The organism is Mesorhizobium sp. M0771, from assembly GCF_040320155.1.
Taxonomy (GTDB): Bacteria; Pseudomonadota; Alphaproteobacteria; order Rhizobiales; family Rhizobiaceae; genus Mesorhizobium.
Genome location: NZ_JAMYPC010000031.1, coordinates 38909 through 51052, shown reverse-complemented (window position 1 = coordinate 51052; position 12144 = coordinate 38909). Strand labels below are relative to the sequence as shown.

General features: G+C 64.4%; 14 protein-coding genes. All 14 read left to right on the top strand.

All coding sequences use genetic code 11. The annotated features are described in order from the left end of the window. On the top strand, nucleotides 1-401 hold a 401-nt coding region (locus tag NKI05_RS29865), incomplete at its 5' end, for a S26 family signal peptidase (protein WP_352793893.1). Between the two features lie 70 nt (nucleotides 402-471). Beyond that, on the top strand, nucleotides 472-807 hold the full coding sequence (locus tag NKI05_RS29860) for a DUF736 domain-containing protein (protein WP_352793892.1): 336 nt from the start codon (nucleotides 472-474) through the stop codon (nucleotides 805-807). Between the two features lie 3 nt (nucleotides 808-810). Next, nucleotides 811-1581 (top strand): lytic transglycosylase domain-containing protein, encoded by a 771-nt coding sequence (locus NKI05_RS29855; RefSeq protein WP_352793890.1) that lies wholly within the window; start codon nucleotides 811-813, stop codon nucleotides 1579-1581. Between the two features lie 243 nt (nucleotides 1582-1824). Beyond that, entirely contained in the window at nucleotides 1825-3564 is a 1740-nt protein-coding gene (locus tag NKI05_RS29850; protein WP_352793888.1) for a relaxase/mobilization nuclease domain-containing protein, read from the top strand. Nucleotides 3565-3590: 26 nt separating this feature from the next. Further along, nucleotides 3591-5576 carry a conjugal transfer protein TraG gene (locus NKI05_RS29845; protein WP_023673520.1) on the top strand — a complete coding sequence of 662 codons (1986 nt, stop codon included), beginning with the start codon at nucleotides 3591-3593 and terminating at the stop codon, nucleotides 5574-5576. 7 nt (nucleotides 5577-5583) lie between these two features. Further along, the gene (locus tag NKI05_RS29840; protein ID WP_352756170.1) at nucleotides 5584-6039 is read left to right on the top strand and encodes a ribbon-helix-helix domain-containing protein; all 456 of its coding nucleotides are present in this window, start codon (nucleotides 5584-5586) and stop codon (nucleotides 6037-6039) included. A 329-nt stretch (nucleotides 6040-6368) separates the two neighbouring features. Further along, on the top strand, nucleotides 6369-6602 hold the full coding sequence (locus NKI05_RS32295; RefSeq protein WP_502898776.1) for a hypothetical protein: 234 nt from the start codon (nucleotides 6369-6371) through the stop codon (nucleotides 6600-6602). Continuing rightward, the gene (locus tag NKI05_RS32290; protein WP_502898775.1) at nucleotides 6599-6742 is read left to right on the top strand and encodes a type II toxin-antitoxin system RelE/ParE family toxin; all 144 of its coding nucleotides are present in this window, start codon (nucleotides 6599-6601) and stop codon (nucleotides 6740-6742) included. Before NKI05_RS32295 ends, NKI05_RS32290 begins: the two co-directional genes overlap by 4 nt. After that, nucleotides 6739-7056 (top strand): helix-turn-helix domain-containing protein, encoded by a 318-nt coding sequence (locus NKI05_RS29830; protein ID WP_006338687.1) that lies wholly within the window; start codon nucleotides 6739-6741, stop codon nucleotides 7054-7056. The genes NKI05_RS32290 and NKI05_RS29830 overlap by 4 nt, the downstream gene beginning before the upstream one ends. A gap of 217 nt (nucleotides 7057-7273) precedes the next feature. Then, the gene (gene trbB, locus NKI05_RS29825) at nucleotides 7274-8290 is read left to right on the top strand and encodes a P-type conjugative transfer ATPase TrbB (protein WP_023697514.1); all 1017 of its coding nucleotides are present in this window, start codon (nucleotides 7274-7276) and stop codon (nucleotides 8288-8290) included. Next, entirely contained in the window at nucleotides 8287-8619 is a 333-nt protein-coding gene (locus NKI05_RS29820) for a TrbC/VirB2 family type IV secretion system protein (protein ID WP_023673516.1), read from the top strand. Before trbB ends, NKI05_RS29820 begins: the two co-directional genes overlap by 4 nt. Continuing rightward, the gene (locus NKI05_RS29815; protein ID WP_023673515.1) at nucleotides 8619-8915 is read left to right on the top strand and encodes a VirB3 family type IV secretion system protein; all 297 of its coding nucleotides are present in this window, start codon (nucleotides 8619-8621) and stop codon (nucleotides 8913-8915) included. The genes NKI05_RS29820 and NKI05_RS29815 overlap by 1 nt, the downstream gene beginning before the upstream one ends. 14 nt (nucleotides 8916-8929) lie before the next feature. Continuing rightward, complete coding sequence (trbE, locus tag NKI05_RS29810) at nucleotides 8930-11383, top strand: conjugal transfer protein TrbE (RefSeq protein WP_286456769.1); 2454 nt, start codon at nucleotides 8930-8932, stop codon at nucleotides 11381-11383. Beyond that, complete coding sequence (gene trbJ / locus NKI05_RS29805; RefSeq protein ID WP_023697516.1) at nucleotides 11380-12138, top strand: P-type conjugative transfer protein TrbJ; 759 nt, start codon at nucleotides 11380-11382, stop codon at nucleotides 12136-12138. Before trbE ends, trbJ begins: the two co-directional genes overlap by 4 nt. The last annotated feature ends 6 nt before the right edge of the window (nucleotides 12139-12144 follow it).

The window sequence follows — 12144 nt, the reverse complement described above, 5'->3', positions numbered from 1 at the left end:
CCTTCGAGGTCGCCGATCTTGTGGCCGTCGACGCGCCCGAGCCGCTCGCGGCGTTCCTCGCCGATCGCGGCTATCTGCCGAGGGGCGTGCCACTCCTGAAGCGCATCCTTGGCGTATCGGGGCAACGGGTCTGTCGCTCGAACCTCACCATCACGGTCGATGGAAACGAGGCGGGGATGGCGTTGACGCGTGACCGGGCCGGTCGTGACCTGCCGGTCTGGCAGGGCTGCCGCCGCATCGCGAGCGGCGAAGTCTTCCTGATGAACCGGCATGTCCGCGACAGCTTCGACGGCCGCTACTTCGGCCTCCTCTCCACCAGACGGATCATCGGCCGCGCCGTTCCGCTGTGGACAGACGAGGACGGCAACGGCCGCTTCGAATGGCGCGCGCCAACGCGGTGAGCGCGCGACCAGCGGCGCGCGTCGTGGCGCCAGTCTTCATCACCGCACGACTCGAAAACAGGAACCTGACATGCAACAGATCGGAGAATTCACGCGCCAGAAGACAGGCTATAGCGGGCGCATCCACACGCTCAGTCTCAACCTAGATATCGCCATTGTGGCGGCAGAGGCGAGCGAAACGGAGAATGCGCCTGACTACCGCGTTCACGCCTCAAGCGAGGACGGCCCCGAGATCGGCGCCGGCTGGAAACGCTCCAGCGAAAAGGCCGGAGACTATGTCTCGATCCAGCTCGACGACCCGACCTTCGCGCAGCCGATACGCGCGAACCTCTTTCGCAATGGAGACGACCAGACGTCCTGGTCGCTGCACTGGGCGCGGCCGCGCGACCGCAGCGAGAAGGATTGAACGATGCGCGCTCGCCGTCCGTCGACGAGCCATCGCGGTGCGCCCGGGCCGCTTCGCGCTGCCTGGCGCATGGCTCTGCTCCTCCTTTGCGGCCTGTCCGTCGCGACCGTCATGCCGGCGGCAGAGGCGCAGGACCTGGCCGTTGCCCGGTCTTCCCAACGCGATCCGTTCGGCGCGCATATCGCAGAAGCCTCGCACCGCTTCGGCGTCCCGCGCGCGCTGATCCGCGCCATCATGCGCAAGGAGAGTGCGGGTGATGTGCGCGCCGTCTCCAGCGCAGGCGCCCGCGGCTTGATGCAGATCATGCCCGGAACATGGAACTATCTGCGCGCCCGCTGGTCGCTTGGCCGCGATCCATTCGATCCCCGGGACAACATCCTGGCTGGAACGGCGTACCTGCGCGAACTGCACGATCGCTTCGGCTCTCCGGGATTTCTGGCCGCCTACAATGCGGGACCTGCACGCTACCAAGCCTACCTCACTGGGCGTCCGTTACCGGCCGAGACCCGCGCCTATGTCGCCGCATTTGCGCCCCTGATCGGTGAAAGCGAGGGTATGCGCCCTTTCGCCGTTACGTCTGTCGAGGCCATTCCCTGGAAGCGCGGCTCGCTGTTCGTCGGTCAGCCGGATCGCAAACAAGCTGTCGCTCGGGTGCCAACCGAGCGACCACCAAATGACGCGAGCTCTGCGCCCACCGTGCGCGATGTGTCCGCCATCGTGCCGCTGTCCGAAGGCCTCTTCGTGGCGCGAGCGGGCGAAGGGATACAGCCATGAGCGCACATGGGCGTCTTCGCGCAACCGCAAGCTCCAGCGCACCATGGCGTGGGTGGAGGCGGAAGGTGGGCAGAACAACCGGAAGATGGCGAGATAAAAGGCCGCGAGGTGCGGCGTCGATCGGTTTTGCTGTTTCAATAGGTTATGCAGGATTTCCGCGAGGTGCGAAGGTTTCGCGCGCCTCGCCGGAACACCGTTTCACCTGTGATTTCGGTGCCTTGAGACGATGTGCGGATCTTCACGATGACTGACGAGGATGGTTTCCGCATCCGGCCCGGCCGCATCCGCTCGCCCAGTGCCCAGCGCGCCAGACCCTTCATCGCGCAGGCGCTTGCCGCCGCCCAGAAGGCCGGCGCCCGCATCTCTCGCTCCGGCCGGATCAGCCCGGGCAATCGCTCGACCTTCGGGCGTGGCCGCTCGGCGAGCGTGCGCGCCAATCGTCTCCTCACCGGCCGCTCGCGCGCCGTGATCATCAAGACACGGCTGGTGCGCCATCACGCGCGCGCCGCGCCGCTTGCCGCCCATCTCACCTATCTGCGCCGCGAGGGCGTCACCCGTGACGGGGAGAAGGCCAGGCTGTTCGGGCCGCAGACCGGGGAGGTGGATGGCGGTGCTTTTGCCGAGCGGTGCGGCGATGATCGGCACCACTTCCGCTTCATCGTCTCGCCGGAAGGTGCCGTCGACATGGCGGACCTCAAATCCTTTGCCCGCGATCTGATGGGGCAGATCGAAAAGGACCTCGGCACGAAACTGGAATGGGCTGGCGTCGATCACTGGAACACCGACAACCCGCACCTTCACATCATCCTGCGCGGCCAGACTGATGACGGGAAGGATCTCGTGATCTCGCGCGATTACATCAAGGAGGGGATGCGCGCCCGCGCGGCCGATCTTGTTACCCAGGAGCTCGGCCCGCGCACCGATCTCGACATCCATCGCAATCTGCAGCGCCAGGTCGAAGCCGAACGCTGGACCCAGCTTGACCGGCAGCTTGTTCGCGACGGCCGCGACACAGGCGTTGTCGATCTTGGGTCCCCGGCGAGCGCCCAGCCCGATGAGTATCACGTGCTGAAGGTCGGGCGGGTGCGCAAGCTCGAAACCCTTGGCCTTGCCGAACAGGTCGGCCCGGGCCAATGGATGATCGACGACAAGGCCGAGGCGACGCTGCGCGAGCTTGGCGAGCGCGGTGACATCATCAAACGGATGCACCGCGCCCTGACAGAACAGGGCATCGAGCGCGGGGCGGCGAGTTATGTGCTCGCGGCGGAGCGCCTGGACACGTCGATCGTCGGGCGGCTGGTCGACCGCGGTCTCGATGACGAGTTGAAAGGCAGCGCTTACGCCGTGGTCGATGGCATCGACGGCCGCACCCATCACATCAAGCTGTCCGATCTCGATGCCGCCGGCGACAGCGCTCCGGGTTCGATCGTCGAACTGCGCAAGTTCCATGACGCGCAGGGACATGGGCGCGCAGCACTCGCTGTCCGTTCCGATCTCGATATTGAGCGGCAGGTTACCGCCGCCGGCGCCACCTGGCTTGACCGTCAGAATACTGCCCGCGAACCGATTGCGCTGTCGGAATCCGGTTTCGGCGCCGGGGTACGGCAGGCAATGGAGCGCCGTACCGACCACCTCGTCCAACAGGGCCTCGGTGAGCGGCACGGCCAACGCACAACCTTCACCCGCGGCCTGGTCGACACGCTGCGTCGCCGCGAACTGGAAGCGCTCGGCCAAAAGCTCTCGGCCGAAACCGGCCAGCCTTTCAACCGCGCCCGCGGCGGCGAATATGTCACCGGTTCCTACCGGCAGCGCTTCATGCTCGCGTCGGGCCGCTTCGCCATGATCGATGACGGGCTCGGGTTCCAACTGGTGCCCTGGACGCCGTCTCTCGAAAAACATCTTGGCCGCCACGTCTCTGGCGTCGCTCGCAATGACGACGGCATCGACTGGAGTTTTGGCCGCAAGCGAGGCCTCGGCATCTAGTCTCAATTTGAAGAAAGGACTGCAGCATGTCCGCCACCAAAATTCTCTGGGGCCAGATCCTCGCCGTCTTGATGATCGTACTGTTCACGACCTGGGGCGCGACGGAGTGGGTGGCCTGGCGTCTGGCATTCCAGCCCGAGCTGGGCAGGCCATGGTTCCGTGTCCTGGGCTTTCCGTTCTACCTTCCGCCGTCATTCTTCTGGTGGTGGTATGGCTTCGATGCCTACGCGCCGTCGATCTTCGTAGAGGGAGCCTTTATCGCGGCTTTCGGCGGTTTCGCCTGCGTCGCCGTCGCCATCGGCATGTCGGTCTGGCGGGCTCGAGAGGCCAAGAAGGTCGAGACCTACGGCTCCGCCCGCTGGGCCGACAAGCAGGAGGTCAAGGCAACGGGCCTTCTCGGCTCCGATGGGGTGGTGCTTGGGCGCTTTGACGGCGCCTATCTGCGCCACGATGGACCGGAGCATGTGCTGTGCTTTGCGCCCACACGTTCGGGCAAGGGTGTCGGCCTGGTCGTCCCGTCGCTGCTGACCTGGCCGAGCTCCGCCGTCGTTCACGATATCAAGGGCGAAAACTGGCAACTCACCGCGGGCTTCCGCGCCATGCATGGGCGGGTCCTGCTGTTCGATCCCACCAATCCCAAATCCTCATCCTACAACCCGCTGCTCGAGGTGCGTCGCGGCGAATGGGAAGTCCGCGACGTTCAAAACATCGCCGACATCCTGGTCGATCCCGAAGGCTCGCTCGAGAGGCGAAACCATTGGGAGAAGACCAGCCACGCCCTGCTGGTCGGCGCGATCTTGCATGTCCTCTACGCCGAGCCGGACAAGACACTCGCCGGCGTCGCCGGTTTCCTTTCCGATCCGAAGCGTCCGATCGAATCGACGCTGTCAGCGATGATGAAAACCGCGCATCTGGGGCAGGCTGGTCCGCACCCGGTCATCGCCAGCGCCGCGCGAGAGCTCTTGAACAAATCAGACAACGAACGCTCCGGCGTGCTGTCCACCGCCATGTCATTTCTTGGCCTCTATCGCGATCCTGTCGTGGCAGAGGTCACGCGCCGCTGCGACTGGCGCATCAGCGACCTTATCGACGACGAGCATCCGACGACACTCTACCTCGTCGTGCCGCCGTCCGACATCAATCGGACCAAGCCGCTCATTCGCCTGATCCTCAATCAGATCGGCCGCCGCTTGACTGAAGATCTGCAGGTCAGGGCGAAAGGGCACCGGCTGCTCCTGATGCTCGACGAGTTCCCGGCGCTTGGCCGCCTCGATTTTTTCGAATCGGCGCTCGCCTTCATGGCCGGCTACGGGCTGAAAAGCTTCCTGATCGCTCAATCCCTCAACCAGATCGAGAGGGCGTACGGCGCCAACAACTCGATCCTCGACAACTGTCATGTCCGGGTAAGCTTTGCCACCAATGACGAGCGCACCGCCAAGCGCGTGTCCGACGCGCTGGGAACAGCGACCGAGATGAGGGCCATGAGGAACTATGCCGGCCACCGGCTGTCTCCGTGGCTCGGTCATCTCATGGTCTCCCGCTCGGAGACGGCTCGCCCGCTGCTCACGCCGGGTGAAGTCATGCAGCTGCCGGCGACCGACGAGATCGTCATGGTCGCGGGTGCTCCGCCGATCCGCGCCAAAAAGGCGCGCTATCATGAGGATGCTCGCTTCCGGGAACGTATCCTGCCGCCGCCGCTGCTGAGGGCGGCGGCGGAGGAGGGGAGGCCGGACGACTGGACGAACCTGCCTCTGCCTTCTCGTCCGCAGATTGCTGAAGCCATGTCGGCGCCGTTGGCCACGGATGACGACACAACTGATTCCGAGCGTCGTCGGCAACCCGAGCTCAGTCGCGTCGAGCAGGTCGTGAAGCCTTCGACCGAGAACGAATTCGAGATCGATCACCTGGATGACGTGGAGGACGAGGTTGCCCGCAACCGTCGACTGACGCGCCTGATGCAGGGCGTTGCGCGGCAGGCGTCGCTCGACCCCGGCGACGGCGTGGATATGTGAGGCTCCCATGGTAAAGCCACCTCGCAAGCAACGCCTGTCCGTCTATCTCGATCCGAAGGTCATGAGCAGGCTGGCCGAACATGCGGCGCGCCGTGATTTTTCACGGTCGCTCGTCGCGGAGGCGGCAATCGAGTCGTTCCTCTCACCCGATGCCGCCGAGCGGCAGGAGGCGGCGATCACCAAGCGGCTTGACCAGCTGGACCGCCGTATGGCGCGCCAGGAGCGCGATGTCGCGATTGCCGTGGAGACGCTCGCTGTTTTCGTCCGCTTCTGGCTGGCGACAACGCCGGCTTTGCCCGAGCCCGCGGCACAGGCAGCCCACTCCAAGGCTGGCGAGCGCTATGATGCCTTCGTCACCGCGCTCGGCCGGCGCCTGGCGAGAGGTCCAAAGCTTCGGCAGGAGATCTCCGAGGACATCGATGGCGGTCTGGACACACACCAGCCCGGCACGCCCGCGCGCTGAACGGACTGGCGGACCGAGATTTTGCAAGCATCGATATGTCAAGCATATCAAAGTATTGTAACGATATGTTGTCATGGAACTCGCGTTGCCAACCTGTCGGGGGGTTTGGCAGACAAGAGCTAGACAGCCGCAGGGCAGGGTCGCTGATACGGGAACCATGTTGGGCGCGAAATCCGCAATTCAAGATCCGTGATTGCATGAGGGACCACGCCTTTATGAGCTTCTAGAAAAAGCAGCCGTCTGAGCCGAACCAGTTATCTCAGTGGCTAGGCGGTGTCAGGATCTTTTCGTTGAAAATTATAGTCTGTATGCTATAAGGCAAAGGGCGAATGAAAAACCAAAAGCTCACGGTATGGATGGGATCGTCGAAGGATGACCTGCGCGAGTTTCCGGTCGATGTTCGCCGGTTGATGGGTGTCGCAATCAACGACGCCCAGAATGGTGAGGAGCACCCGGCTGTCAAAGCCCTGAAAGGGTTTGGGGGCCGCAGCATCCTCGAGGTGGTCGACGACTTCGACGGAATACCTACCGCGCCGTCTACACCGTCCGCTTCGCTGGCGTGATCTACGTCCTTCATTGCTTCCAGAAGAAGTCGAAGAGGGGCAGGGAGACACCCAAGCATGAAATCGATCTCGTCACAGTACGATTGAAGGCGGCCGAGGCGCACTATCGTGAAAACTATGGGAAAGGAACAAAGTCATGACGGAAGACATCACCGCCGAAGTGAGCAGCGGCAACGTGTTTGCGGACCTCGGCTTTGACAATCCCGAAGAGGAATTGCTCAAGGCCAAGCTGGCCCGCGAGATCCGCGCCATTATCAAGCGCCGGCGCCTGACCCAGGCGAAGTCGGCTGAACTGCTCGGAATGAAACAGCCCGACGTCTCCGCGATCGCCACAGGGCGAACGGGTAAGTTTTCAATAGACAGGCTGGTTCGCTGTCTGGACCGGCTCGACTACAAGGTCGACGTGGTGGTTCGCCACAAGCCTCGACGGTCAACTCGTGCTGAAGCCGCGTGATCTGACGGCTTTACCGACGAGCGCACAATTGACGGCGAGCGCCGCCCTTGCCTGAAGATCGCCGGCCTTGATCACAGGTCGGCACCGCCAATCTCCTGTATTTGCACGCTACGCCACTACGCCTCGATATAGGTGTTGAAACCACTCGAGATGCGGCTCTCTTAATCATCCCCGTCCAGGGGCCGTCCATGTTCCCCCGGATCGAAACGGGGACAGGATGGCAGCTTCGCCTCACAATTCAGAAGGTCTGGCGCGCGGCGCACGCATGCTGCGCACAGCGCTCGGACCTGCGATCGCGCGCTATCTCGACGACGCCGGCATCGTCGAAGTGATGCTTAATCCCGATGGACGTTTGTGGATCGACCGCCTGTCCGAGGGGTTGTCCGACACAGGAGAGCGTTTGTCAGCAGCGGACGGCGAGCGCATCGTTCGCCTCGTCGCTCATCATGTCGGTGCCGAAGTCCATGCCGGCGCCCCACGTGTCTCGGCCGAGCTGCCCGAGACGGGGGAGCGGTTCGAAGGGCTTCTTCCTCCCGTCGTCGCGGCGCCCGCCTTCGCGATCCGCAAGCCCGCCGTCGCCATCTTCACCCTCGAAGATTATGTCGCGACCGGAATCATGTCGGCGCAGCAGGTGGACGCGCTGCGCCAGGGCGTTGCCAACCGCGCGAACATCCTCATTGCAGGCGGCACCTCCACGGGCAAGACCACGCTGATCAACGCGCTGTTGGCCGAGGTGGCCAAGACCGTCGATCGCGTCGTGATCATCGAGGATACGCGGGAACTGCAATGCGCAGCGCCGAATCTCGTGGCGATGCGAACGAAAGACGGTGTCGCGTCGCTCTCCGATCTTGTTCGCTCATCGCTGCGCCTGCGCCCCGACCGCATTCCAGTCGGAGAGGTGCGCGGGGCCGAGGCGCTCGAACTGCTCAAGGCCTGGGGCACCGGCCACCCCGGCGGCCTTGGCACGATCCACGCCGGCAGCGCCATAGGTGCGCTCCGAAGGATGGAGCAGCTGATCCAGGAAGCCGTGGTCACGGTTCCACGCGCGCTGATCGCCGAGACGATCGACCTGGTTGCCGTCCTTTCCGGCCGCGGCTCAGCCCGCCGACTGTCCGAACTCGCCCGTGTCGATGGCCTGAGCCCGGACGGCGATTACCGGGTCGCGCCAGCCGTCCTCGAGGGCGACGACAGCCCGACCTTGCTCATCCAAAGCCCTGAAGGAGAAATTCCATGATCCAACGCCTGCGCCTCGCGCGCCATCGTCTCGCCATGACCGTCTCCGGTGCCACGCTCATCCTGGTGATGGCCGCGCCCGCTTATGCCTCCGGCTCGTCAATGCCGTGGGAACAGCCGCTGCAACAGATCCTCCAATCGATCGAAGGTCCGGTCGCCAAGATCATGGCGGTGATCATTATCATCGTAACCGGCCTGACGCTCGCCTTCGGCGACACGTCTGGCGGCTTCCGCCGGCTCATCCAGATCGTGTTCGGCCTGTCCATCGCTTTCGCGGCGTCGAGCTTCTTCCTGTCGTTCTTCTCGTTCGGCGGCGGAGCGCTGGTCTGATGGCGGGCGCTGTCGAACAGGGCGGCCCAATGCCGGATTATACAGTGCCCGGCTATACGGTCCTTGTACACCGCGCGCTGACGGAGCCGATCCTGCTCGGTGGCGCCCCGCGCGCCATTGCGATCATGAACGGGACGCTCGCGGGCGCCGTGGGGCTGGGGCTGCGTCTGTGGCTCGTCGGCATCGCCATCTGGGCGATCGGCCATGTTGCCGCAGTCTGGGCGGCCAAGCGCGATCCGCTTTTCGCCGACGTCGTTCGCCGGCACCTGCGCATACCCGCGCATCTCACGGTCTAAGCGAGGTCGCACCTATGATGAACCTTGCCGAATATCGCAACCGCAGCAGCCGGCTCGCCGACTTCCTGCCCTGGGCGGCATTGGTCGGCGCTGGAATCGTCCTCAACAAGGACGGCAGCTTCCAGCGCACCGCGCGTTTTCGCGGTCCCGATCTCGACAGCGCCGTGCCGGCCGAACTGGTCGCCGTCGCCGGCCGGCTCAACAATGCCTTCCGCCGCCTCGGCTCCGGCTGGGCGATCTTCGTCGAGGCACAGCGCCATGCCTCGACGCGCTATCCCGACAGCAGCTTTCCGGATGCGGCCTCGACGCTGGTCGATGCGGAGCGCAAGGCGGGCTTCGAGGAGGCCGGCGCGCATTTCGAGTCCAGCTACTTCCTGACGCTCACCTATCTTGCGCCCGCCGAAGACACCGCCCGCGCGGAAAGCTGGCTCTACGAAGGGCGGGAGAAGAAGGGCCTCGACCCCAATGAGGTGCTGACCGGGTTCACTGACCGCAGCGACCGCGTCCTGCGCCTAGTCGAAGCCTTCATGCCGGAGTGCCGCTGGCTCGATGACGCCGAGACGCTGACATATCTGCATGGCTGCGTCTCGACCAATCGCCACCGTGTCCGCGTTCCCGAAACGCCGATGTATCTCGATGTCCTGCTGGCCGACCAGCCGCTGACCGGCGGGCTTGAGCCGCGGCTTGGCGCGTTGCATCTGCGCATTCTCACGGTCACGGGGTTCCCGACCGCGACCACGCCGGGTCTGCTCGACGAGCTGAACCGGCTGGCCTTCCCGTATCGCTGGTCGACACGCGCGATCCTGCTCGACAAGACTGATGCGACCCGGCTGCTGACAAAGATCCGGCGTCAATGGTTCGCCAAGCGCAAATCGGTCGCCGCGATCCTCAAGGAGGTGATGACCAACGAGGCGTCCGTCCTCGTGGACACCGACGCCGCAAACAAGGCCGCTGATGCCGACATGGCGCTCCAGGAGCTCGGCGCCGACTATGCGGGCATGGCTTATGTCACCGCGACGGTGACTGTTTGGGACGATGATCCTGGCATCGCCGACGAGAAACTGCGCCGGGTCGAAAAGGTCATCCAGGGCCGCGATTTCACGGCAATTATCGAAACCATCAACGCCGTCGACGCCTGGCTCGGCAGCCTGCCGGGTCACGTTTACGCCAACGTCCGTCAACCTCCCATCTCCACCCTCAATCTCGCCCACATCATTCCGCTTTCCGCGGTGTGGGCGGGCGAGGTGCGGGACGAGCATCTTGCAGCGCCCCCTCTGCTTTTCGGCAAGACCGAAGGCTCGACCCCGTTCCGGCTTTCGCTTCATGTCGGCGACGTCGGCCACACGCTGATCGTCGGCCCGACAGGCGCGGGCAAGTCCGTGCTCTTGGCGCTGATGGCGCTGCAGTTCCGCCGCTATGCGGGGTCACAGGTATTTGCCTTCGATTTCGGCGGCTCGATCCGCGCGGCGGCACTCGCCATGGGCGGCGACTGGCATGATCTCGGCGGCGATCTCAGCGATGGAGCGTCCGATAGCGTCAGTCTCCAGCCGTTCGCGCGCATTCACGATGTCCCCGAGCGCGCCTGGGCCGCCGACTGGATCGTGGCGATCCTGACGCGTGAGAATGTGACGATCACGCCTGAGATCAAGGAGCATATCTGGACGGCGTTGAGTTCTCTGGCGTCCGCGCCTGTCGAGGAGCGCACCATCACCGGCCTGGTCGTGCTGCTGCAATCAAACGATCTCAAGCAGGCATTACGTCCCTATTGCGTCGGAGGTCCCTATGGCCGCCTGCTCGATGCCGAGCACGAGCATATCGGATCGGCGTCGGTCCAGGCATTCGAAACCGAGGGGCTGATCGGAACAGGTGCCGCGCCCGCCGTCCTGTCCTATCTCTTCCATCGCATCGAGGACCGGCTCGATGGCTCGCCAACCCTTCTCATCATCGACGAAGGCTGGCTTGTGCTGGACGATGAGGGCTTTGCCGGCCAGCTCCGCGAATGGCTAAAGACGCTGCGCAAGAAGAACGCCAGCGTCATCTTCGCCACGCAGTCGCTCAGCGACATTGACGGCTCGGCAATCGCGCCCGCGATCATCGAGAGCTGCCAGACCCGGCTTCTCCTGCCGAACGAGCGCGCCATCGAGCCGCAGATCACGGCGATCTATCGTCGATTCGGCCTCAACGATCGGCAGATCGAGATCATCGCGCGGGCGATGCCAAAGCGCGACTATTACTGCCAGTCCCGACGCGGCAACCGGCTGTTCGAGCTCGGTCTGTCGGATGTGGCACTCGCGCTCTGCGCTGTATCCGCGAAGACCGACCAGGCCGCGATCGCCAGCATCGTCGCCGAGCATGGCCGCGACGGGTTCCTCGCTGCCTGGCTCACCCACCGTGGCGTCGGCTGGGCCGCTGAACTCGTTCCCGCCCTAACCAGCCCCGCCCTCACCAACAAGGAGAAGTCCCCATGAAACAACGCCGTTCCCTTGGCATGCGGTTCGCCGCCGCACTGCTTGTCGCTCCTGCCGCGCTCTCGCCGATGCTGGCGACGCCGGCACAGGCCTTGATCGTTTTCGATCCCTCGAACTATTCGCAAAACGTCCTGACGGCAGCGCGCTCGCTCGAACAGATCACCAACCAGATCACCTCGCTTCAGAACGAAGCGCAGATGCTCATCAACCAGGCCCGCAATCTCGCGAGCCTGCCGTTCTCCTCTCTGCAACAACTCCAGCAGTCCGTGCAGCGTACGCAGCAACTGCTCGGTCAGGCGCAGAACGTTGCCTATGACGTCCAGCAGATCGATCAGGCTTTCCAGCAGAAATACGGCAACGTCTCGCTGTCGGCTTCGGATCAGCAACTCGTCGCCGACGCGCGCTCGCGCTGGGGCAACACGGTTGGTGGCCTTCAGGACGCTATGCGTGTGCAGGCGGGCGTCGTCGGCAACATCGACACCAATCGCAGTGAGATGTCGGCGTTGGTCGGCCAGAGCCAGGGTGCGACCGGCGCGCTTCAGGCAACACAGGCCGGCAACCAGCTCCTCGCGCTCCAAGTGCAGCAGCTCGCCGATCTCACCGCTGTCGTCGCCGCGAACGGTCGGGCGCAGGCGTTGCAATCGGCCGAACAGGCCACCGCCGTCGACCAGGGCCGAGAGCAGCGCCGGCGCTTCCTGACGCAGGGCTCGGGCTACCAGCCCGGCAGTGCGCAGATGTTCTATGGCAAGAACTGAGGTCGG

Coding starts and splice junctions, on each gene's coding strand:
- NKI05_RS29860 (WP_352793892.1), top strand. CDS start 472: ATGCAACAGATCGGAGAATTCACGCGCCAGAAGACAGGCTATAGCGGG.
- NKI05_RS29855 (WP_352793890.1), top strand. CDS start 811: ATGCGCGCTCGCCGTCCGTCGACGAGCCATCGCGGTGCGCCCGGGCCG.
- NKI05_RS29850 (WP_352793888.1), top strand. CDS start 1,825: ATGACTGACGAGGATGGTTTCCGCATCCGGCCCGGCCGCATCCGCTCG.
- NKI05_RS29845 (WP_023673520.1), top strand. CDS start 3,591: ATGTCCGCCACCAAAATTCTCTGGGGCCAGATCCTCGCCGTCTTGATG.
- NKI05_RS29840 (WP_352756170.1), top strand. CDS start 5,584: ATGGTAAAGCCACCTCGCAAGCAACGCCTGTCCGTCTATCTCGATCCG.
- NKI05_RS32295 (WP_502898776.1), top strand. CDS start 6,369: ATGAAAAACCAAAAGCTCACGGTATGGATGGGATCGTCGAAGGATGAC.
- NKI05_RS29830 (WP_006338687.1), top strand. CDS start 6,739: ATGACGGAAGACATCACCGCCGAAGTGAGCAGCGGCAACGTGTTTGCG.
- trbB (WP_023697514.1), top strand. CDS start 7,274: ATGGCAGCTTCGCCTCACAATTCAGAAGGTCTGGCGCGCGGCGCACGC.
- NKI05_RS29820 (WP_023673516.1), top strand. CDS start 8,287: ATGATCCAACGCCTGCGCCTCGCGCGCCATCGTCTCGCCATGACCGTC.
- NKI05_RS29815 (WP_023673515.1), top strand. CDS start 8,619: ATGGCGGGCGCTGTCGAACAGGGCGGCCCAATGCCGGATTATACAGTG.
- trbE (WP_286456769.1), top strand. CDS start 8,930: ATGATGAACCTTGCCGAATATCGCAACCGCAGCAGCCGGCTCGCCGAC.
- trbJ (WP_023697516.1), top strand. CDS start 11,380: ATGAAACAACGCCGTTCCCTTGGCATGCGGTTCGCCGCCGCACTGCTT.